At 68.6% G+C, this 20,910-nt stretch carries 14 protein-coding genes; 9 read left to right on the top strand and 5 right to left on the bottom strand.

Annotation, left to right across the window (positions count from 1 at the left end; all coding sequences use genetic code 11):
* Positions 1-2: 2 nt before the first annotated feature.
* The 8 genes from ACZ5IK_RS00070 to ACZ5IK_RS00035 all read left to right on the top strand — a co-directional run bounded on the left by ACZ5IK_RS00070 (position 3) and on the right by ACZ5IK_RS00035 (position 12,639).
* Positions 3-1,151 (top strand): LLM class flavin-dependent oxidoreductase, encoded by a 1,149-nt coding sequence (locus ACZ5IK_RS00070; RefSeq protein WP_465485856.1) that lies wholly within the window; start codon positions 3-5, stop codon positions 1,149-1,151.
* Positions 1,148-2,377, top strand: a complete 1,230-nt coding sequence (locus ACZ5IK_RS00065; protein ID WP_465485855.1) for a cytochrome P450 — start codon at positions 1,148-1,150, stop codon at positions 2,375-2,377. The genes ACZ5IK_RS00070 and ACZ5IK_RS00065 overlap by 4 nt, the downstream gene beginning before the upstream one ends.
* Positions 2,370-4,343 (top strand): amino acid adenylation domain-containing protein, encoded by a 1,974-nt coding sequence (locus ACZ5IK_RS00060; RefSeq protein ID WP_465485854.1) that lies wholly within the window; start codon positions 2,370-2,372, stop codon positions 4,341-4,343. The genes ACZ5IK_RS00065 and ACZ5IK_RS00060 overlap by 8 nt, the downstream gene beginning before the upstream one ends.
* An 11-nt stretch (positions 4,344-4,354) precedes the next feature.
* Positions 4,355-9,202, top strand: coding sequence for an amino acid adenylation domain-containing protein (locus ACZ5IK_RS00055; protein WP_465485853.1), 4,848 nt, complete (start codon positions 4,355-4,357; stop codon positions 9,200-9,202).
* A 32-nt stretch (positions 9,203-9,234) separates the two neighbouring features.
* A complete protein-coding gene (locus ACZ5IK_RS00050) occupies positions 9,235-10,173 on the top strand; it encodes a thiamine pyrophosphate-dependent dehydrogenase E1 component subunit alpha (RefSeq protein ID WP_465485852.1) in 939 nt (312 codons plus the stop codon).
* Positions 10,170-11,165 carry an alpha-ketoacid dehydrogenase subunit beta gene (locus tag ACZ5IK_RS00045; RefSeq protein WP_465485851.1) on the top strand — a complete coding sequence of 332 codons (996 nt, stop codon included), beginning with the start codon at positions 10,170-10,172 and terminating at the stop codon, positions 11,163-11,165. The genes ACZ5IK_RS00050 and ACZ5IK_RS00045 overlap by 4 nt, the downstream gene beginning before the upstream one ends.
* 19 nt (positions 11,166-11,184) lie before the next feature.
* Complete coding sequence (locus ACZ5IK_RS00040; protein WP_465485850.1) at positions 11,185-11,772, top strand: TIGR03086 family metal-binding protein; 588 nt, start codon at positions 11,185-11,187, stop codon at positions 11,770-11,772.
* A 285-nt stretch (positions 11,773-12,057) separates the two neighbouring features.
* A complete protein-coding gene (locus ACZ5IK_RS00035) occupies positions 12,058-12,639 on the top strand; it encodes a P-loop NTPase family protein (protein WP_465485849.1) in 582 nt (193 codons plus the stop codon).
* On the opposite strand, the gene ACZ5IK_RS00030 is transcribed toward ACZ5IK_RS00035, so the two are convergent.
* The 5 genes from ACZ5IK_RS00030 to ACZ5IK_RS00010 all read right to left on the bottom strand — a co-directional run bounded on the left by ACZ5IK_RS00030 (position 12,636) and on the right by ACZ5IK_RS00010 (position 20,229).
* Positions 12,636-13,127 carry a GNAT family N-acetyltransferase gene (locus ACZ5IK_RS00030; RefSeq protein WP_465485848.1) on the bottom strand — a complete coding sequence of 164 codons (492 nt, stop codon included), beginning with the start codon at positions 13,125-13,127 and terminating at the stop codon, positions 12,636-12,638. The genes ACZ5IK_RS00035 and ACZ5IK_RS00030 overlap by 4 nt on opposite strands.
* A 61-nt stretch (positions 13,128-13,188) precedes the next feature.
* Positions 13,189-14,436 carry a WXG100 family type VII secretion target gene (locus tag ACZ5IK_RS00025; RefSeq protein WP_465485847.1) on the bottom strand — a complete coding sequence of 416 codons (1,248 nt, stop codon included), beginning with the start codon at positions 14,434-14,436 and terminating at the stop codon, positions 13,189-13,191.
* Positions 14,433-14,768 (bottom strand): type VII secretion target, encoded by a 336-nt coding sequence (locus tag ACZ5IK_RS00020; RefSeq protein ID WP_465485846.1) that lies wholly within the window; start codon positions 14,766-14,768, stop codon positions 14,433-14,435. The genes ACZ5IK_RS00025 and ACZ5IK_RS00020 overlap by 4 nt, the downstream gene beginning before the upstream one ends.
* Positions 14,765-15,367 (bottom strand): YbaB/EbfC family nucleoid-associated protein, encoded by a 603-nt coding sequence (locus ACZ5IK_RS00015; RefSeq protein ID WP_465485845.1) that lies wholly within the window; start codon positions 15,365-15,367, stop codon positions 14,765-14,767. Before ACZ5IK_RS00015 ends, ACZ5IK_RS00020 begins: the two co-directional genes overlap by 4 nt.
* Positions 15,368-15,585: 218 nt before the next feature.
* Positions 15,586-20,229 (bottom strand): DUF7927 domain-containing protein, encoded by a 4,644-nt coding sequence (locus tag ACZ5IK_RS00010; RefSeq protein WP_465485844.1) that lies wholly within the window; start codon positions 20,227-20,229, stop codon positions 15,586-15,588.
* Positions 20,230-20,421: 192 nt separating this feature from the next.
* On the opposite strand from ACZ5IK_RS00010, the gene ACZ5IK_RS00005 reads away from it, so the two are divergent.
* Positions 20,422-20,799 (top strand): RidA family protein, encoded by a 378-nt coding sequence (locus ACZ5IK_RS00005; RefSeq protein ID WP_465485843.1) that lies wholly within the window; start codon positions 20,422-20,424, stop codon positions 20,797-20,799.
* Positions 20,800-20,910 lie beyond the last annotated feature (111 nt).

Here is a 20,910-nt window from a genome sequence, read left to right as displayed (position 1 = left end):
TCATGAATTCCAAGGCGTTCGGCTGCTTCCTGCCGCCCTTTCACGACCCTTCGGTCAGCCCGCACGCGTCGCTGCACCGTGACATCGAACTGAGCGTATTGGCCGACGACCTGGGTTTCGACGAGATCTGGCTCGGCGAGCACCACTCCAGCGGCTGGAGCACGCTCAGCTCGCCGGAAATGCTGATGGCGGCACTGGCCAGGGAAACCCGCCGCATCCGCTTCGCCACCGGCGTGATCCCGCTGCCCTATCACCACCCCCTGCACGTCGCGGAACGGATCGCGCTGCTCGACCACCTCACCGCGGGCCGGGCGATCCTGGGCGTCGGGACCGGGACCTACGTGCACGACATGGAAATGATCGGGGTGGACCCGGCCACGGTCCGCGATCATTTCCGGGCGGCGCTGGAGACGGTTCAGGCGCTCCTCAACGGCGAGACGGTCAACACCACGACACCGTGGTTCACCGTGAAGAAGGCCGTCCTGCAGCTCCAGCCGTTGCGGGGCCCCGGAGCCATCGAGACCGTCGTCGCGTCTTCGCTGAGCCCCGCCGGCATCGAGCTCCTGACGGACACCGCCACGACTCCGACCGTCCACGTGGCACCGCCGTGGGGCTCCATCCGGCCCGGCATGGATCCGGATCCGGTCGGCGCGCTGATCGAACGGGTCGACTCCTACCGCAACAAGTCCGCGGGCGGGACCCGGATCCGGTGCAACGTCTTCGTGCACATCGCCGACTCCCCCGCCGAGGGCGTCGAGGAACTCCTGGAAGGGTTTTCCGCGCTGCGGCGCGGTTTGTACCGGAACACCCTCGGCATGCCGATCCCGGATTCCCCGGTGGCCCACCGCAAGACCCTGCAGAACCTCGTCGACACGGGCGGGTTCATCGTCGGCGACACCGCGACCTGCGTCAGCCGGATCCGCGATCTGCTGGACCGCGTCGGCGACCCGGTCTCGTTGAACTTCTTCGTTCCCCGCTGGGTCTCGCACAAGGCGACTCTCGAGCAGCTGACGGGTCTCGCGCACGAGGTCGTGCCCGCGCTGGCGGGCGGGTACGCCGGGACCACGGAGTCCATCAGGCTCACGTCGGAAGAGGCGGGCCGCCAGCTGAAGTCCCGGACCGAGCTGGTCGGCAACGGAGGCGACAAATGAGCACCACGAAGGTGAGCCTGGACTTCAGTTCGGACGAATTCCTCGCCGATCCGTGGCAAATCTACAAGGAACTTCGGCGGTCGGAACCCGTGCACTGGTCGTCGGCCTTCAACGCCTTCCTGATCACGCGGTTCGACGACGTCCAGGAGTTGCTGTCGGACCGGCAGGTCGGCAGCGGGTTCCCGATGCGCAGCAGCCGCCGGTTGTTCGGCCGGACACTGCTGGACACCGACGGGCCGCGCCACCGTGATCTGCGCAAGCTGTTCATGCCGCTGTTCGCCGGTGGTTCGGTGAAACGGCTGCGCTCCGAGATCCTCGTTCCCGCGGTGGACCAGGTCCTCGACTCGATCGAGGCCGAAATGGGCTCCCGCGACGAGGTCGACGTCGAGTTCATGGAGCGGGTCGCGGTCGGGGTGCCCTACGCGATGGTCACCCGGCTGTTCGGCCTGCCGCCGGAGGACGCGGCCTGGCTGCGCCCCCGGGTCCTTCCGCTGGCGGGCGCGATCGAGTTCCCGGCGACCTCGCTGGACTCGGCGCTCACGGCCAAGGCGGAGCTGATCGAGTACCTGAAGGACAAAATGGCCGCCCGCGAGGACGGCGACCGGATGCCGTTCCTCGACCTGGTCTTCCCTCCCGGTGAACCGGTCGACGAATCCATGCTGGGCACGGCGACGCTGTTCCTGCTGGCCGGGACCGAGACGAGCGTCGCCACCATCGGCAAGATCATGTACGCGGTCCTGGCGCACGACGTCGAGCTTTCGGCGTTGGCGGATCAGGAATACCGGACCCAGGTGGTGCGCGAGACGCTGCGGTGGGAGCCGCCGAGTCACACCATCCTCCGGTACGCGACCACCGACCTGACACTGCACGGGGTGGACATCCCGCGCCGGTCCGCGCTCCTGCTCTCCCTGGGCAGCGCCAGCCGCGACGAGAACACCTTCGAGGATCCCGACACCTGGCGCCCGGAACGCACCGACCAGCGGTTGCTGGCGTTCTCGGCCGGTCCGCACACCTGCCTGGGCATCCAGCTGGCCCTGGCGGAGTTCGACACGCTGTTCGAGCGGTTGTCGCTCCGGTTCGGCGGCGTCCGGCTCGGCGGCTCGCTCGACGGCGTCCGGAAGGGTTTCTGGCGGCTCCGCGAGCGGGGTCACATCTTCCGGCGGCCCGACCACCTCCATGTCCGGTTGGAGCGCCTGAACGCGGGGAGCAGCAAGGCCGATGCCTGAGGCGCGCCCCGTTCCCTACGAGCTGACGGCCGGACTCGCGGCCGGATCCGCCGCGGACGACCGCGCGGCACTGGTGGTGGCCGCGTTCGCGGTCACCCTGTGCCGGTGGACGGCCGCGAGCGAGGCCGCGATCTCGGTCGCTGGGAAGGTGATCCGGCTCCGGATCGACGACGACGCGCTCGTCGGCGACTTCCTGCGCTCGGTCCGGACGGCCGGAGACGGCGGAGACGGCTCCGCGGACCTCGAAATCGTGTCCGCGGACGCCGATCTGCGTTCCGGCGAGATCCGTTTCGTCACCGAGGTGCCGGACGTCGCGCACGGCTTCGCGGCCGACGTCGCCACCGCGGTGACCGAGCTGGCCTCGCTCGACGGTCGTCTTCAGGACGTGCGCTGCATCGCGCCGGAACGCCGCCGGATCCTCGACGCGCTGGCCGGCGCCGAAAGCCCGCCGTCCGGTATCGAATCCCTGTTCCTGGAACAGGTCCGGCTCCGGCCGCGGGAGATCGCGGTGCGGGACGCGAACGTCGAGCTGACCTACGAACAGCTCGCGCTCGCCGCCGGGCGGTACGCCGAGGTCCTGGGGGACGCGGGGGTCCGGCCTGGTGACACGGTGCTCATCGCGGCCCGGCGGTCGGCGGGCGAGATCGTGGCGTTGCTCGCGATCCTCCGTCTCGGCGCCGCGTACGCGGGATTCGACGACGACGCGCCGGACGCCCGGTTGGCGAGGATCGTCGGCAAGCTGGCGCCCGCGGTGGCGGTGGTCGACACCGCCACGGCCGATCATCCCGTCCTGCGCGGGCTCCACCGCGTCGATTCCTGGGTTCCCGGGCAGCACCCGGATCCCGGGTCACCGGGCCGGGCGCCCGGCTCTGAAGACCCGGGCCGCACGGCGTACATCGCGTTCACGTCCGGCTCCACCGGCGAACCGAAGGGCGTCGTCGTCCCGCATCGCGCGGTCGCGCGGCTCGCGCGGACACCGGAACTCCAAACGCGCCCCGGCGACCGTGTGCTGCGCATGGCGCCGCTGGCCTTCGACGCGTCGACGTACGAGATCTGGGTGACCTTGCTCAACGGCGCGACGCTGGAGGTCTTCCCCGGCAGGCTTCCGGCGGTCCGGAAGCTCGAAAAGTTCTTCGCCGAGCGGGAAGTCTCGGTCGCCTGGTTGACCGCCAGCCTGTTCCGGCTGGTGGTCAAGTCCCGGCCGCAGGCACTCGCCGGGCTCCGCTGGCTCTTGAGCGGGGGCGAGGTCGTCCCGCACGACGCCGTGACACAGCTGCTCGAGTCCTATCCCGGACTGGTGATCACGAACGGCTACGGCCCCACCGAGAACACCACCTTCACGACCACGCACACCGTGCGTTCCGCAGTGGAGGTCACCGGGCCACTTCCCATCGGCAGGCCGATCGCCGGAACCAAGGTCTTCGTCCTCGACCGGAACGCCCGTCTCGTCCCGCCCGGCGGGATCGGCGAACTGTACGCGGCCGGAGCGGGAATGGCCGACGGCTATCTCGGCGACGAGACCGAAACGGGAAAGCGGTTCGGCCACTTCTCGCCGGACGTCGGCGAACGCCTGTACCGCACGGGGGATCTGGTCCGGCTCGATCCGGACGGTAACGTGCTCTTCCTCGGCCGCGCGGACAAGCAGATCAAACTCGACGGGCATCGCATCGAAACCGAGGAGATCGGCACCATCCTCGCCGGTCACCCCGGGATCCGCGACGCCGTGATCGTCGTCTCGCGGCAACCGAACCAAAGTCTCCAGCTCGTGGCGGCCATCGTCGTGCACCCCGGTGCCGAGGCGGATCCGCGATCGTTGCGCGAGTTCCTGTCGCGTCAGCTGCCGAGCTACGCCTTACCGGCCCGCTGGGTCCAGGTCGACGAGATTCCCTTGACCCGCAACGGGAAAGTCGACGAAAAGATGCTGATCGAAGCCGCGGCCCCGCCGGTACCCGCGAGCGTCGGATGAAGGAGAAGTCGATGAGGTTGTCGCTCGGGCAGGAGCGTCTGTGGCTGGTGCAGCAGCTCGATCGGACCAGCGCCGCGTACAACATCCCGATCGTCCTGCGGTTCCACGACGGCGTCGATTTCGAGGCACTCGAACGGGCGCTCGGCGCGCTCGTCGAACGGCACCCGGTGCTCCGCTGGAAGTTCGTCGTGGACGGATCGGGGACGCCCGCCGCGGTCTCCGTACCGGACTTCCGCATCCCGGTGACGCGGCGGACCGCCGGTCCCGGTGAGAACGCCTGGCAGCAGCACACCGCCGAACTGGTCAGCGAACCGTTCGATCTCGCGGCGGCGCCGCCCGTGCGCGCGATGGTCGTCGAGTGCGCCGACGGATCGGCCGTGCTGTGCGTGGTGAACCACCACATGATCACCGACGGCCGGTCCATCCAGATCGTGACCGAGGATCTCGTCACGCTCTACCGTTCGGAAACCCCCGCGCCGCTCGACGTGACCTACGAAGAGTTCGTCGCGGCGCAGCGTTCCGGCCGCGACAACGAATCCGCGGCGGAACACCTCGACTACTGGCGCCGGGAACTCGCCGGTTTCGAACCGCTGCGACTGCCGACGGACCGGCCGCGAACGGGCAATCCCGGCTTCGCGGGCGACCACGTCGATTTCGAACTGCCCGCCGAGCTCACGAAGACCTTCAGTGCCTTCGCCCTGCGGAACCGGTGCGCGCTCTCCAGCGCCGTGGCCGCGGTGTTCCAAGCCCTGCTGTCCCTCCATTCAGGACAGCAGGACGTCACGATCGGAACGGTGCTGGCCGGCCGCGACGACCGCCGGTTCGCCGACGTCCTCGGTTTCTTCGTGAACACCGTGGTGCTGCGCGCCCACCTCACCCCCTCGATGTCGTTCCGTGAACTGCTCAAGGTGACGCGCACCAAGATGGTCGAGGCGTACGCCCATCAGCAGGCGCCGTTCGACCAGGTCGTCGCCGAGGTCCGGCCCGAACGCGACGCGGGCCGCAACGCGATCTTCGACGTCGTGGTCGTGCACAACGGGGAGCTCCCCACACCCGGCGAGGGCGAGATCTCCCCCGTGCCGTGGGCGGGCGTGGCGACCCGGTTCGACCTGGAACTGGTCACCCACGTGCAGGACGGCAAACTGCACGGCTCACTGGTGTTCCGCACCAGTCTTTTCGACCGCTCCACCGCCACGCGGATCGTCGGCAGGCTCGTCCGGCTCGTCGAACACGCGATGCGGAATCCCGACGAGCCGATCTTCGAGGCCCTGCAGGGGCAGCTCGACTACTGGCGGGACGAACTCGCCGACGTGCCCGAGGCGCTGGAACTGCCGACGGATCGCGCGCGTCCGCCGGTGGCGTCCTACCGCGGTGACTCGGTCACCTTCGGCGTGGATTCCGTTGTCGCCGAACAGCTTCGTGAGCTGAGTGGCCGCCACGACGCCACCCTGTTCATGACGCTGCTGGCGACCTTCAAGGTCGTACTTTCCCGCTACGCACGCACCAACGACGTGACTGTCGGCGTACCCACCTCCGGCGAGACCGGCCTCGGGTACGACGCCAAGACGTTGGTGCTGCGCACCGATCTTTCCGGCGACCCCACGTTCCCGGAGCTGCTCGGGCGCGTTCGGGAGACCACGCTCGGCGCCTACGCGAACCCGGACATTCCCTTCGAACGCCTCGTCGAGGAGTTGGCGCCCCGGCGGGACTTCAGCCGCAATCCCCTCACGCAGGTCGCGTTCCGGCTGGTGGACGTGCCGTTGCCGGAGATCTCACCCGTCGGCACGGAGGCGGATCCGTTCGACCTCGAGCTCCAGGTGACGGACCGGAACGGTGTGCTGGAGGCGCGGGTCGACTACAACGCCCGCCTGTTCGACCGGGTCACGATCGAGCGGTTCGTCCGGCACTTCCGGCAGCTGCTCGCGTCCGTCGGGGAAGGGCTGGAGCGGCCGTTGTCCGCCCTGCCGATGATGGACGACGCCGAACTCCGACGGCTGGCGGAAGACTGGAACGACACCGCCACGACGTTGCCGGATCCGGCGACGGTGCCCGCGGTGTTCTCCGCACAGGTCCTCCGTCGTCCCGACGCGACGGCCCTCATCTGTGGCGAAGACTCGCTGACCTACGCAGAACTCGACGTCCGGTCCAACCGGCTCGCGCACCGGTTGCGCGCCCTGGGTTCCGGGCCCGGAAACCTCGTCGGGGTGTGCCTGCCGCGTTCCATCGGGCTGATCACCGCGGTGCTCGCGGTACTCAAAACCGGTGCCGCGTACCTGCCGATCGATCCGGAGTACCCCGAGGAACGCCGGCGGCTCCTGCTCACCGACGGTGGGGCCGAACTGGTGATCACCACCGATCCGACCGGCGATCCCACCCTTGAAGCGGAGTCATCGGCCGCGGTCGAGTCCGGTGTGGAGCCCCGGGACCTGGCGTACGTCATCTACACCTCCGGCTCGACCGGACGTCCCAAGGGCGTCGAAATCGAGCACCGGGCGATCATCCGGCTCGTCACCGGGCTCCCGGAAGGCATCCTCGGCCAGGACGAAGTGGTGCTGCACGCGTCCGCGATCTCGTTCGACGCGGCGACCTTCGAGATCTGGGGCGCCCTCCTCACCGGCGCCACCTGCGTGATCGCAAGCGAACGAGTGCTCACCGCCCGGCCGCTCGCCGACGCGATCACCCGGCACCGGATCAGCACGGCCTGGCTGACCTCGTCGTTGTTCAACCACATCGTCGACGAGGACACCACGGCGCTGACCGGGCTCCGGCAGCTGCTCGTCGGCGGCGAAGCGCTGTCCGTCACCCACGTCCGCCGCGCCGTCGCCGCGCTGCCGGGCACACGGTTCTTCAACGGCTACGGCCCCACCGAATGCACCACGTTCACCACGTGTCACCCGATCCCGGCCCCGGTTCCCGCCGACCTCACCGGCATCCCCATCGGCCGCCCGCTCGGCAACACCCGCGTGTACGTCCTCGACGAGCAGGGCAGGCTCGCTCCGACGGGGGTGCAGGGAGAACTCCACGTGGCGGGACCCGGCGTCGCACGAGGCTATCGAGGACAACCGGAACTCACCGAGGAACAGTTCGTCCCCAATCGCCACGACACCACCAGCGAGCGGCTCTACCGGACAGGGGACATCGTCCGTCACAACGCCGACGGCGACATCGAGTACCTCGGGCGCGTCGACGACCAGGTCAAGATCCGCGGCTTCCGCATCGAGCCACGGGAGATCGAAGCCGCCCTTCTGTCCGATGAGGACATTTCGCAGGCCGCCGTCGTCGCGCGCGAAGACACGTCCGGGGAGAAGCGACTCGTCGCGTACCTCAAGGTCTCGGGCGTCCTCGACGACAACGCACTGCGTACCCGGCTGCGCACCGTGCTGCCGGAATACATGGTGCCCGCGGCGTTCGTGTCCTTGCCCGAACTCCCGTTGACCCTCAACGGAAAGCTGGACACCAAGGCACTTCCGGAACCCGACGACGGCCCTCGACCGGACACGGCCACGCCGTTCGCCCCGCCACGGAACCCGACCGAGGAAACCCTGGCGGCGATCTGGGCCCAGGTCCTCGATCGCGAAGCCGTCGGCAGGGACGAAAGCTTCTTCGACGTCGGCGGGCACTCCCTCAAGGCCGCGCAACTCGCCGTCCGGATCGGGGAGACACTCCAGATCGACCTGCCGTTGCGGACGTTGTTCGAGCGGCCCACGATCGCGAAGCTGGCCGAAGGGATCACCGGCGAGGGGCTGACGACCGGTGCCCGCTCGTTCGATCCGCTGCCGATCCTGCGCGGCATCCTCCCCGACCCGCTGCCGCCCCGCGCGCCCGGCGAGGTTTCGGACATCCTGCTGACCGGGGCCACCGGCTTCGTCGGGGCCTACCTGGTCCGCGAGTTGCTGAAACGGGACGGCGTGCGCGTCCACTGCCTCGTCCGGGCCGCGGACGAGAACGCGGGATTGCTTCGGCTGCGCGAAAATCTCGACCGCTACGGCCTGTCTCACGAGGTCGACCTCGACCGGATCGCGGTCGTCCCCGGCGATCTCGCGGCGCCCGGGCTCGGGCTCACCGACACGACCTTCGAGCGGCTCGCGGGCGAAATCGACCTGATCTGTCACAACGGCGCCTGGGTCGACGCGCTCTCCAGCTACGAGCAGCTCGAAGGAGCCAACGTCGGCGGCACCCGTGAACTGATCCGGCTGGCGGCCACCACGCGGCTCAAGCAGGTGCAGTTCGTATCGACCATTTCCGCCGGCGCCGAAACCGGTGCCCGCAGCGGGTACGCGGAGACCAAGTCGCACGCCGAACAGCTGATCACCGCCGCGTACGAACGCGGGATCCCGGCGGCGACCTACCGGCTGCCCCGGATCGTCGGGGATTCGCGCACCGGGCAGGGAAACTCCCGGGACATCATGCTGCGGGTGCTGCGCGTCATCCTCGAACTCGGCGCCGCGCCGGACACCGAGCTGGAAGAACCCTGGATCGCGGTGGACGAGACGGCCGCGCAGCTCGCCCGGCTCGGCGCGGAGCGATCGCGCGACGGCAGCCGATTCGTGCTCGACAGCCGCCGGCCGATGCGTCTCACGCATCTGCTCGATCTCTTGCGCGGCGACGGCACGGCGATCGACACCCTGCCGTTGTCCGAGTGGCTCTCCAAGCTCGAAGCGCACTCCTCCGAGGAACACGCCATTCTGAGGCTGATCTTCGAGTCCTCTTTCGACTCCACAGAGGACAGTCGTCCGAACGACGAGTTCACCACGATCGTCGTACCGAACCCCGACGACGGCGCGCTGCTTCGTTACGTCGACAGGATGCTCGTCCGGCCCCGTCTCACCGTCGACCACGAAGGGCTGTTGCAAAAATGACCCGTGAACACCAGATGGCCCTTTACCGGTCCATGAAACTGATCCGAGAGTTCGAAGAACGCTGCCTGGCGATGGCGATCGACGGCGAGATCGACGGCGGTATCCACCCGTACATCGGTCAGGAAGCCGTCGCCGTGGGCGTCTGTTCGAACCTGACCGACCAGGACTACATCACCAGCACCCACCGGGGACACGGGCACGTGCTGGCGAAAGGCGCGGACCCCCGCCGTCTGCTCGCCGAACTCCTCGGCACCCTCGAAGGCTTCAACAAGGGCCGCGGCGGATCGATGCACGCCGCGGACATGAAGCTGGGCATCCTGGGCGCCAACGGAATCGTCGGCGCCGGCGGAGCGATCGCCTCCGGCGCGGCGTGGGCGGCCAAGGCACGCGGGAACTCGCAGGTCGTCGTCAGCTTCTTCGGCGATGGCGCGATGAGCCAAGGTGTCCTGCTGGAAGCGTTCAACCTCGCCTCGATCTGGTCTCTGCCCGTGTTGTTCGTCTGCGAGAACAACATGTACGCGACGAGCCTCAAACTCGAATCGGGACTCGCGGGCAACGCGGCACGCCGCGCCGAAGGATTCGGGATGGTCGCGCGCACCGTCGACGGCATGGACGTCGAGGCGGTGGCCTCCGCGACGGAGGAGTTGATCGAACACTGCCGCACCGGGCAAGGGCCCGCTTTCCTGGAATGCGCGACCTACCGGTTCTTCGGACACCACTCCGTACTCGAACTGCTGGGTGTCGAGTTCCGCGATCGCGACGAAGTGGCCCAGTGGCGCGAGCGGGATCCGATTCCCTTGCTGGGCGGGAAACTGGGCGACGACGTCGTCGCCGAAATCGACGAAGCCATCAAAAACCAAATCGACGACGCGGTCGAGTTCGCGAAGAACGCCCCGTTGCCCGACCCGAAGGACGCGCTGATGTATCTGTACGCGGGATCCACCGCTGTCCGGCCGGGGGTGATCCTGTGAGCGAGCTGCCCTCACCGGAGAACTTCGGTTACATGCACGCGATGAATCTCGCCCTGCACGCCGAAATGGCGGCGGACGAGGACGTCTTCCTGCTCGGTGAAGACGTGGGCGTCGGCGCGAGCGGCGTCACTTCGGGACTGCTGCCCAGATTCGGCCCGGAACGAGTGCTGGACACACCGTTGTCGGAACAGGCTTTCACCAGTTTCGGTACCGGCGCGGCGATGCTCGGGAAGAAGCCGGTCATCGAGTTCCAGATCTCCTCGCTGATCTATTTGGTCTTCGAGCAGATCGTGAACCAGGCGCACAAGTTCTCGCTGATGACCGGCGGGCAGGTGCAGATCCCGGTCACCTATCTCGTGTCGGGATCGGGTTCGAGGTTCGGCTGGGCGGGCCAGCATTCGGACAACCCGTACAGCCTGCTCGCCCACGCGGGGATCAAGACGGTGGTCCCCGGACTGCCGTCGGACGCGTACGGACTGCTGCGGTCGGCGATCCAGGATCCCGACCCGGTGGCGGTGTTCGCGCCGTCTCCGCTGCTGGGGGCGACGGATCCGGCCTACGGTGGCGAAGACGAGATCGTGCCGCTGGGCGAGGCGAACGTCGTCCGCGAGGGCGGCGACCTGACGATCGTCGCGGTGGGGCAGCACGTCGGCACGGCGATCGAGGTCGCCGAGAGCCTCAGCCACCGGGTGGACATCGAGATCGTCGACCCGCGGACGGTGTACCCCTTCGACTGGGACTGCCTGCGCAAATCGGTCAACAAGACCGGGCGCCTCGTGGTGATCGACGATTCGAACCGGATGTGCGGGCTGGGCGCGGAGATCGTCGCGACGGCGGCCGAAGAATTCGATCTGGTGGCGCCGCCGAGGCGGGTCTGCAGGCCGGACGGCACGGTCATCCCGTACGCCCTCGCGCTCGACAAGGCCTTGGTGCCGGGTGCCGAACAGCTGACGGACGCCGTCAACGCGACGCTGAAGTCGGCGTCGAAATGATCCGTGCCGCGGAGGGCTGATGGAAACCAAAGAGATCGTGGACCGCTACCAGCGGACACAGGACACCTTCGACGCCGTGCTCGCCGCCGTCCCGGCGGGACAGTGGGACGCGGCTTCGGCGTGCGAGCACTGGACGGTGCGCGACGTGGCGGGGCACGTCATCTGGGGCGTGGAGGTTCTGCGCCGTCACGCGGCGGGCGAGGAGTACACGCCGCGGAACGGCCCGGCGGGCTCGGCGAATCCCGGCGAACTGGCGGGCGAGGACCCGCTGGCCCAGTGGCGCGCGACCCGCGAAGCGACGGACGCCGTCGTCACCGACGAGTTCCTCGGCCTGCCCGCCCCGGCGTGGTACGTGGCCAACCGTCCTGACGCGACAGTCACGGACTACCTCGCGCTGCTGACCTTCGACACCCTGGTCCACACCTGGGACGTCGGCTCGGCGCTCGGTGTGGAGGTGACGATGGAGCCCGACATCGTCGGACCGTCGTTCTCCCTCGCCCGGTTGATCATCAGCCGGACACCGGGCACCTTCGGCCCCAAGCTGAAGCCGGCGCCGGGTGCCGACCAGCAGACCCGGTTCCTGGCGTTCCTCGGCCGAGCGGCCTGAGGCGGGCTTCGGTACAGCTGGTCGCCTGGAGGTGTGAAGGTCGCGTTTCCTCGGCTGAGCCGAGGGAAGGGACCCTTCACGCGCGATCGTCGTGGCTGGTGATGCCGCTGGGGCTGGAGGTGCTGTTCCCTGGCGGGTGAGGGGAACTTTGAGGGACCCTGGGTCCCTCAAAGAGTCCTTCACGGACTACGCGGCACGAACCGAACCGCCAAGGCCTCGAGATCTGGTTGAAGGACCTCAAAACAGCCGCCGAAAATCGGTAGGACGGCTCCTTACGCTAGTGGCATGGAGATCATCGGGCCGGATGACGCCCTGCCCGGGCGGCGGATCCGGCGGGCCGCGGTGGCGGGTCCCGCCGGAGCCGGGAAGTCGACGCTGGCGCGAACCCTGAGCGAGCGCATGGGATTGCCGTTCATCGAGTTCGAATCCTTCTTCCACGCTCCCGGTTGGACGGTGCGTGAGACCTGGAAGGCCGACGTCCTGGAGTACCTCGAAGGCGACGAGTGGGCCATCGAGTGGCAGGGCGAGGAGGTCCGGGAGCGGATGACCGAGCGGCTGGACGTGCTGGTCTGGCTCGATCACCCGCGGGCCATGACCGTGGCCCGCACCGTCGTCCGGACGCTGAAACGGAAGGCCGGACGCGGCTCGAAGATCGCGGGCGGCAACGTCGAGGGTCCGCTGCACACGTTCTTCACCGATCCCGACCACATCGTCAAACTCGCCTGGCGCTACCACCCGCTCATCCGGGCTCGCGTGCACAAGGTCATCGAGGAGAACCGGTATCCGGGCCTCGTCATCGTCCGCCTGCGTGGCCAGCGCCAGGTCGACCGCTGGCTCGACGGGGCCCTCGCCCGGAACCTCCGCTAGCGAAGACTCCGGACGCGCCACACCACACCGAGCCGAGGGTCTCCCGTGGAACTCGGTTCGATCCGATCCACCGTGAAACCCTCGCGCTCGTAGAAGGCGCCCGCGCGCTCGTTGGCCACGAAATGCTCGATGTACAAGCGTTCGGCGTCCGAGGGCAGCTGTCCGATGAGGGCATCGAGCAGCCGGACACCCAGCCCGCCGCCGCGATGAGACGGGTGCACGTAGAGCTTGTAGATCACGTGGTCTTCGCCGTCGAGACCGCGCTGCCCGACACCGGCCAGGTTCCCGCCGTCGTCCGCGGCCACCACCGACCCGCGAGCCACTGCCCCGGCGATATTCGTCTCGTGCCACCACATCCGGACTTGCCGGGCTGCGGCTTCCTCGCCGATCAACGGCGCGTAGTGGGCCCGGACGTGCTCCTCGCCGAAGTGGCAGATGGCCATCACGTCGTCCCGGCTGGCAGGCCGCACAACCGGTCCGCTTCCCATCAGGTCCCCCTTTACGTGACCGGAGCCCCGCACCTCGATCGGTGCGGGGCTCCGGTGGCCGTCATTCCTTCGGTTCGTCCTCCGGCGGTTTTTCGTTCGCCGCGGGCGGGATGCCCTTCGTCAACTCGACGATGGTCTTCCCCGCCATGCCCGAGGCACCGTAGGTCGGGTCGCTCAGGATCTTGGTGACCTTTTCGATGTTTTCCGCCGTGGTCTTGCCGAGCCTCTTGGTCAACTCGGGCATCGGCATGCTGGACCAGTAGTCGAACCGCTCCATCAGCTTCTTCGTCGCGGCGTCGGACAGCTCGCCCTTTGCCCGCAGTTCCTTCAGCAGCTTTTCCCGCACGATCCAGCCTGCCTGGTCGCCGAGCTTGTCCGGTTTGGGCTTGGCCAGCGGGTCGGGTTTCACGTCCTCGATCCGCGGAGCCCCGGGCGGGGCGGCTTCTGGTGGCGGCTTCTTGCCGCCGCCCACCGGGACCTTGATCTTGTCGATGTTGCCGCTGAGCTTCATCTTGACGACGTCGTCGGCCGCCCCGCGCGTCTTGGCCAGGATCTTGAGCATCTCGGCGAGCCGCTTGGCGATGTCGGCGATCTGCTTGGCGATCTTCGCGATCGCCACACCGACCGTGGCCATGATGGAGGTGATCGCCGCGATGATCGAGGCGCCGAAGGTGACGGGCGCCAGCGCGACCGCCACGATCGCGGCCTTGAGGATGCCTGCCAGGGTCATGGCGATGATGTCGCGGACGATGCCGCGGACGGCACCGATGATCGCGCCCGCGATGCCCATCTGCTTGCCGGCGAGGTTGATGTAGCCGGCAAGCGCGTCGAGCTGCTCGGCGACACCCTCCATGTCGGACCGGAACGCTTCGGCGGCGTCGCCCTTCCAGGTCTCCAAGAGGTTTTTGGTGGACGTCTTGTGGTCTTCCGACCACTGCTTGACCGTCTTGCCCTCTTCGTAGATCGCCTCTTTGGCCGCCTCGATGCCCTTCGGGTCCCCCAGCAGGAAGTCCAGCGGCCAGCGGAAGATGACGACGTGCTCCATCAGCCAGCCGATCCCGGCGGTGAGCAACGACCCGATCGGGTCGAGGACCATGCCGAGGATCTCGATCCCCATCCCGATCGAGGCCATCGTGATGGTGAGGGCGTCACCTTCGTTGGTCGCCCGTTTCAGCGCGAACGCCGAATCGAAGAAGCCCGCGCCCGCGGTGTCACCACTGCCCGCGAGGAAGTTGTTCTTCTCGTCTTTGAAGTCCTCGGCGCTGACGGCGCTGTTGCTCCCGAAATCGTTCCGGTGGTACTCGCTCACTTGACCTTCACCTCCTCGATCCCGTCGCCGGCGGCGGTGATCAGCTTCTCCGAGTCCTGCTCGTTGGACTCGTACAGCTTCGCGGCCTCGTGCATCTTGTCGGAGAACTTCTGCATGTTCTCCGCGTACTTGTTCAGCTGGTCGCGTGCCTCGCCACAGTGCATGCTCGCGCCCGCGCCGTAGGCCTGGCCGCCGAAGATGCCGAAGAGGCCGGGGTCGGCGACACAGCTGCCCACCATGTCGGCGCTCTTCTGCAGCGATTCCTCGAGCCGGTCGAGGTGCTTGGCGAATTCCTTCAGCGCCGCTGTCGTTACCTCGCGTCCACCGCTCACCACGGGCTCATTTCGTCGTCGTCGGGAGTGGACGGCCGCCGGGTGCGCGGCGGCGGCGCCGGCGGGTTCGGGGGCCGCACGGGGCGGCCCGGCTGCGGCGGCATCGGGGGACCGGCCTGCGGCCTGGCCCCACCCGGCTGCTGCGGCGGCGTCCACCGGCCCGGCTGCGGCGGCCGTTCCTCGTGGTGCGCCTCCGGCGCCCACTTCTCCTGTTCAGGGCCGTCCTGCGCGCCGCCCTCTTCGTCCTCGACCTTCGGCATGAAGGTGCGGACCAGTTCCGCGGCCTCGTCGTTGCCGTTGATCTCGGTGTAGGACTCCGTGACCTTCTCGACGGTCCTGCGCTGGGCCTCGCGCACGGTCTGCATGACGAGTGAGGAGAGTCTGGCCGGTCCCAGCGTGAGCGCCCGGTTGCTGAACTCGATGGAACTCAGCGAGCCGTTGGCCTCGACCTTCACCGTCACCGAGCCGTCCGCCGACTGCGCGGTGGAGGCGGACGCGGCGAACGCGGCGGTCAGCGCGCTGGCTTTTTCCTCGAGTTTCTTGGCTTCCCGCTCCAGGAGGAGGGCGAAATCCTCACCGGCGTCGAAGTTGGGTTGCATGGGCCGCCTTGCTCGCTCTGGACAGGGTCACCACCGGGGGCACGGCTCGACGACGGGGACAGCCGGCAGGCCGTTCACCACGCCTCAAGCCGAAAAAGAGCATAAAACACCGTTCCTGCAAAGGCATCCTAGGCAGCACCGCGGATCCCCCGGAGCACCGGGCCGCAAGGCTTGCCCGTACGAACAAGCCTCACTGCCCGAGAACGCAAACCGGCCGCTCAGCGGCGGACCCGGCGGCGCGCGTACCGCAGCATCCAGGCGCCTGCCAGCAGTGCGGCGAAGGCCAGCGCCAGCAGGTCGGCGGTGTGCGATCCGGTGGAGGCCAGCGGCCCCGTACCGGGTGGCCGGACCGGCGCCGGGTCGCCGGGCTGCGTCGGATCAGGCTTGGTCGGATCAGGATGGGCCGGATCGGGAGGCGTCGGCGGCTCGCCGGGGGTGATCGGTGTTTCGGTGGAGCAGCCGGGCTCGACCGGGGTGAGGCAGTTGGCGCCGGGGGTGGTGGAGGTGACCGCGTTGCGCAGCTTCCCTTCCCCGGATCCGGCGGTGACCGAATACGTCACGACGACCTTCTGCCCGACAGCGAGCTTGCCGTGCCAGCGAAGCAGCTTTTCGGTCAGCGCGACCGATCCGCTCGTGGCCTTCGCGTCGCCGTTGTAGGTCGCTCCACTGAGGACACCGGCCAGATCGTCGGTCACGACGGCGTCGTCATAGCCGCCGGTGCCGGTATTGGCGATGGACAGCGTGTACGTGACCTTGCCGCCCGGAGCGACGCCACTGGTCGGCGACGCGGCCTTGGCGATGGTCATCGACAGCACCGGGGTGCGGGTGGAACAGGCCGGATCGGCCGGTGACGGCGGGCAGTTGGTCCCTTCGTCGCCCGTGACGGCGTTGTCCAGGAAGTGGTCTCCGCGCAAGGGTTTCGCCACGGTGACCGAGTAGGTGATGGTCGCCGAGGCGCCGGGCGCGACCGTGCCCGTCCAGGTCAGCTTCGGCGCCTTGTACGCCACGGAGCCCGCGGTGGCCCGTGCGTCGTCGTTGTAAGTGGCGTCGTCGAGGACCTTGGTCAGATCGTCGGCGAACGAAGCACCGGGATACGGCGCCTGACCGGTGTTGCGCACGGCCACCGTGTACGTGACCTTGCCGCCCGGCGCGGCCACCGCCGGGACGGCCGACTTCGTGATGCGCAACGCGGGGGTGGGCAGTTCGTTGCGGCAGTCGGGGTCTTCGGAGCCCTCTTCGCAGTTGGAGCCCGCGCCGGTGACCACGTTGACCAGGCGTTTGTCACCCTTGTTGGTCACGACGACGGAATAGGTGACGGTGGCCTTGGCGCCAGGAGCGAGAGAGCCTGTCCAGGTCAGGGAGGGCTTCACGACGGCGACGGTCACCGTGCCCTTGTCCGCCTTCGCGTCGCCGTTGTAGGTGGCGTCGTCCAGCACACCGGTGAGGTCGTCGGTGAACGACGCGGCGGGATCCGTTGCCGCGCCGACGTTTTCGACGGTGACGGTGTAGGTGATCGTGTCGCCGGTCTTGACCTCCCGCGGGGTGGCGGTCTTGCGGATCTTCAGCGACGGCACCGGCGTGACCGTCCCGCAGTCCGGATCCGCCGAACCCGGCGGGCAGTTGCCGTCCGGGGTGCCGGTGACGGCGTTGGAGAGCTTCTTGTCGCCGCCGGGCGGGCTGTTCACGGTGACGGAATAGGTGATGGTCACGGTGGCACCGGAGGCGACGTCGCCGGTCCAGGTCACCACCGGGGCCTCGTAGCCGGTGGTGCCGCCGGTCGCCGTGGCGTCGTCGTTGTAGGTCGCGTCGTCGAGGACCCCGGTCAGGTCGTCGGTGATCCGGGCGCCCGGGTAGGCCGCGGTGCCGGTGTTCTGGACGCGCACCGTGTAGGTGACCCGTTCGCCGGGCCGGGGCGCGGCGGGAGCGGCGGTCTTGACGACCCGCAGCGCCGCGATCGGGGTGACGGCGGAGCAGTCCGGGTCCGTCGAACCGGGCGGGCAGGTCGAGTCCTCCGTGCCGGTCACGGAGTTGCGCAGCGTCCGGTCCCCGGCGGGCGGCTTGTTCACGGTCACCGAATAGGTGATGGTCACCGTGGCGCCCGCCGGAAGGTCCGCCGTCCAGGTCAGCTTCGGCTCCGCATACGTGACGGTGCCCGCGGTGGCCCGCGCGTCCCGGTTGTAGGTCGCGTCGTCCAGGGCCCCGCTCAGATCGTCGGTGAACCGGGCGCCGCGGTAGACGCCGGTTCCAGGGTTGCTCGCGGTCACGGTGTAGGTGACGGCCTGCCCCGGCTTCGCGGTCGCCGGTGTCGCGGTCTTGGCCAGCACCAGGACCCCGATCGGGGTCTCGGTCGCGCAGTCGGGATCCCCTCCGCCGGACGGGCAGGTGGAGCCGTCCGGTCCGACGACGACGTTGGTCAGCCTGCGGTCCCCGGCCGGCGGTTCGCCGACGGTGACCGAGTAGGTGACCGTCACCGCGCTCCCCGCGGCGACGTCACCGGTCCAGGTGAGTTTCCGGCGCGGCTCGTCGAACGTGGCCACGCCCGAGGTGGCGGAGGCGTCGCCGTTGTAGGCGGCGTCGTCGAGGACGCCGGTCAAGTCGTCGGTGAACGAGGCACCCGGGTACGCCGCCGGGCCGACGTTGCTCACCTTCACGGTGTAGGTGACCTTGTCGCCGGGCATGGCCGAGGCCGGGCTCGCCGTCTTCTTGATCTCCAGTGCGCCGATCGGGGTCACCGTGCCGCACGCCGGGTCCGTGCTTCCCGGCGGGCACGACGAGCCGTCCGGGCCGGTGACGGCGTTGCGCAACACCTTGTCCCCGCCCGGCGGCGTGCCGACCTTCACCGAATAGGTGATGGTGACGGTCTTCCCGGCGGGGACGTCGCCGGTCCAGATCAACGTCGTGGTCGCGCTGTCGTAGCCGGGTTGCGCCGGGGTGGGCACACCGTCGGCGGTGGCGGCGGCATCACCGTTGTAGGTGGCGTCGTCGACGACGCCCGACAGATCGTCGGTGAGCGTGACACCGGCCGCGGCCGAACCGTCGATGGTCCGCGCGGTCAAGGTGTAGGTCACGACGTCGCCGGGTTTGGCCGTGGCCGGGGCGGCCGACTTCGTGATCACGAGTCCGCTGATCGGCTCGTCGGTGCCGCAGTCCGGATCCGTGCCGCCTTCGGGGCAGGTGGAGCCGTCCGGTCCGACGACCGCGTTGGTCAGCCGCTTGTTCCCGCCCGGCGGATTCGCCACGGTCACCGAATAGGTGATCGTGACCGTGCCGCCCTTCCCGACGGCACCGGCCCAGCGCAGGGTCTTGTCACCCTCCAGATAGGACACGACGCCGCTGGTCGCGGTCGCGTCGCCGTTGTACGCCGCGTCGTCGACCACATCGGACAGATCGTCGACGGCGGTGGCGTCCGTCCAGTCGGCCGTGCCGTCATTGGTGAGCTTGACCGTGTAGGTGACCTTCTGGCCCGGCATGGGCTTCTTCGGCGCGCTGGTCTTGACGATCTTCAACGTCGCCACGGTGACGAGCGCGGCGCAGTGCGGGTCCTTCCCGCCCTCGGCGCAGTTGCTGCCCGGCACGGTCACGACGTTGTCGAGCTTCTTGTCGCCGCCCGGCGGCGAACCGACCGTCACCGAATAGGTGATCGTCACGGTCGCTCCGGCGGCGATCTCACCCGTCCAGGTCAGGCGCTTTCCCGCGGCGTCGTACTGGGGTTTCGCCAGCTCGGAACCGCCGGAGAGGGCTTTCGCGTCGTCGTTGTACCCGGCGTCGTCCACCACGCCCGACAGGTCGTCGGTGACGACCGTCCCGGGTGCCGCCGCCGTCCCTTCGTTGGCGACGGTGACGGTGTAGGTGACCTTCTCGCCCGGTTTCGCGTCGGTCTTGTCCGCCTTCTTGGCGACCACGAGCCGTTTCGTCAGGTCCGGGGCGATCGAGCAACTGGCCAGGTCGGTGATGGGCCAGGTCCCGCCGGATTCGGAGGTGATCCGGCCGACCTGGCTGGTGTGCGCGTTGCCGCCGGGGACCTGCTGGGACACGCCGGTGCGCGGATCGACCTTGTACAGCGCGCCGCCGTAGTAGCCGAGGTAGATCGAGCCGTTCAGGAAGGCCATGCCGTAGTTGTTGAAGCCGTTGGACGAGCCGGGTCCGGTGACCTTCACCGCCTGGGTGGTCTCGCCGGTGTCCGGATCGAACCGGTAGACGTAGCTCTGCCCGCCGTAGACGATCCCGTAGTACACGCCACCGGAGGAATCGACGAACAGGTCCGGCACGAGCGATCCCCCGGCGAACACGGGGTCGTTCGCCGGAACGGGTTTCAGCGTGGATCCCCGGGAGAAGGTCTTCGTCTCGCCACTGGCGAGATCCATCGCGAACAGGACCGGCGCCCCGCCGTTCTGCGCGCCGTAAAGCATTCCGGTGGCGGGATCGGCGCCGAGCCCGCCCCAGTTGACCCCGGCGGGAAGCTTGCGGGACGCTCCCCCGGCGATCTCGTCGGTGACCGTGTTCGTTCCCGACACATGCTTGTAGAGCGTGAGATTCCCGGTGGTGTAGCTGGAGTAGAACGCGGCGACCCGCCCGGTGTCCGGATCCTTGCCCAGCGCCATGTTCGTCGACCAGTAGTCCGGCGGGGCCGCGCCCGCCCGCTTGCTGATCACCGTGTTCTGGATCTCCGCGTCACCTGAGGCGCCGGTGCGGAACTGCATACCGGACCGGAAGTTGCTGTAGTACAGGTGATCGCAGTCGAACGTCGACGGATCGTTCTCGCCCTGCACCGGCCACGTCGCCGCCTGCGCCGTCCCCGTCGTGACCAGGGCGCCGAAGAGGAGGGCCGCCACTGTGCCGAACGACAAAACCCGTCGTGACAACGGTTTCAGTACAAGGCGCCGGCGCTGTGCGACGACCACGAAGAGCCTCCCGGTGACGAGCGAACTCAGCCCGACGCTACAAGCCGCACCACCACACTCAACTCGAAAGTCCAGGCACCACCTGAACGTGTTCGATCATGGGTGAGGCGAATCCGGTTCCGCTCCGGCCGTCACTGTGCTTTCGTTCGGATCATGACTGAGCGGGTGAACATCTCTTCCGGTGGGGACTTCGAGCAGATTTTCGGCTACAGCCGGGCGGTGCGCGTCGGCGACCACATCCACGTGTCCGGCACGACGGCGCGTGAGCCGTTCCGGTCGGGCGACGCGTACGAACAGGCGTCGGCCGTGCTTTCGATCATCGAGACCGCGCTGCGGGAGGCCGGTTCGAGCCTCGCCGCGGTGGTGCGCACGGTCACCTACGTGACCGACATCAAGGACGCCGACCTGGTGGCGCGGGCCCACCGCGAGGCCTTCGGCGACGTGCTGCCCGCGGCCACCATGGTCGAGGTCTCGGCGTTGCTCGACCCGAAGATGAAGGTCGAGATCGAGGCCTACGCCATCGAGAAGTGACCGGCCCCAGGCCAGGCCTCGTGAGTGGTAAGGACGGTTCTAACCGCGTGTCCTGTTTCAGGACTTCGTGAACAGATGTGTTTCAGGACTTCGTGAACGGTTTCTGGTTGG

The organism is Amycolatopsis sp. NPDC031561, assembly GCF_055580625.1.
The sequence above is the reverse complement of the archived record's forward strand: the minus strand, read 5'-3'. Positions and strand labels throughout refer to the sequence as shown.

What these genes read in the sequence shown, in the direction of transcription:
- ACZ5IK_RS00030 (WP_465485848.1), bottom strand. Translation starts at nt 13,127, where the DNA reads ATGGGAAGCGGACCGGTTGTGCGGCCTGCCAGCCGGGACGACGTGATG.
- ACZ5IK_RS00055 (WP_465485853.1), top strand. Translation starts at nt 4,355, where the DNA reads ATGAGGTTGTCGCTCGGGCAGGAGCGTCTGTGGCTGGTGCAGCAGCTC.
- ACZ5IK_RS00015 (WP_465485845.1), bottom strand. Translation starts at nt 15,367, where the DNA reads ATGCAACCCAACTTCGACGCCGGTGAGGATTTCGCCCTCCTCCTGGAG.
- ACZ5IK_RS00050 (WP_465485852.1), top strand. Translation starts at nt 9,235, where the DNA reads ATGAAACTGATCCGAGAGTTCGAAGAACGCTGCCTGGCGATGGCGATC.
- ACZ5IK_RS00070 (WP_465485856.1), top strand. Translation starts at nt 3, where the DNA reads ATGAATTCCAAGGCGTTCGGCTGCTTCCTGCCGCCCTTTCACGACCCT.
- ACZ5IK_RS00040 (WP_465485850.1), top strand. Translation starts at nt 11,185, where the DNA reads ATGGAAACCAAAGAGATCGTGGACCGCTACCAGCGGACACAGGACACC.
- ACZ5IK_RS00035 (WP_465485849.1), top strand. Translation starts at nt 12,058, where the DNA reads ATGGAGATCATCGGGCCGGATGACGCCCTGCCCGGGCGGCGGATCCGG.
- ACZ5IK_RS00005 (WP_465485843.1), top strand. Translation starts at nt 20,422, where the DNA reads ATGACTGAGCGGGTGAACATCTCTTCCGGTGGGGACTTCGAGCAGATT.
- ACZ5IK_RS00060 (WP_465485854.1), top strand. Translation starts at nt 2,370, where the DNA reads ATGCCTGAGGCGCGCCCCGTTCCCTACGAGCTGACGGCCGGACTCGCG.
- ACZ5IK_RS00065 (WP_465485855.1), top strand. Translation starts at nt 1,148, where the DNA reads ATGAGCACCACGAAGGTGAGCCTGGACTTCAGTTCGGACGAATTCCTC.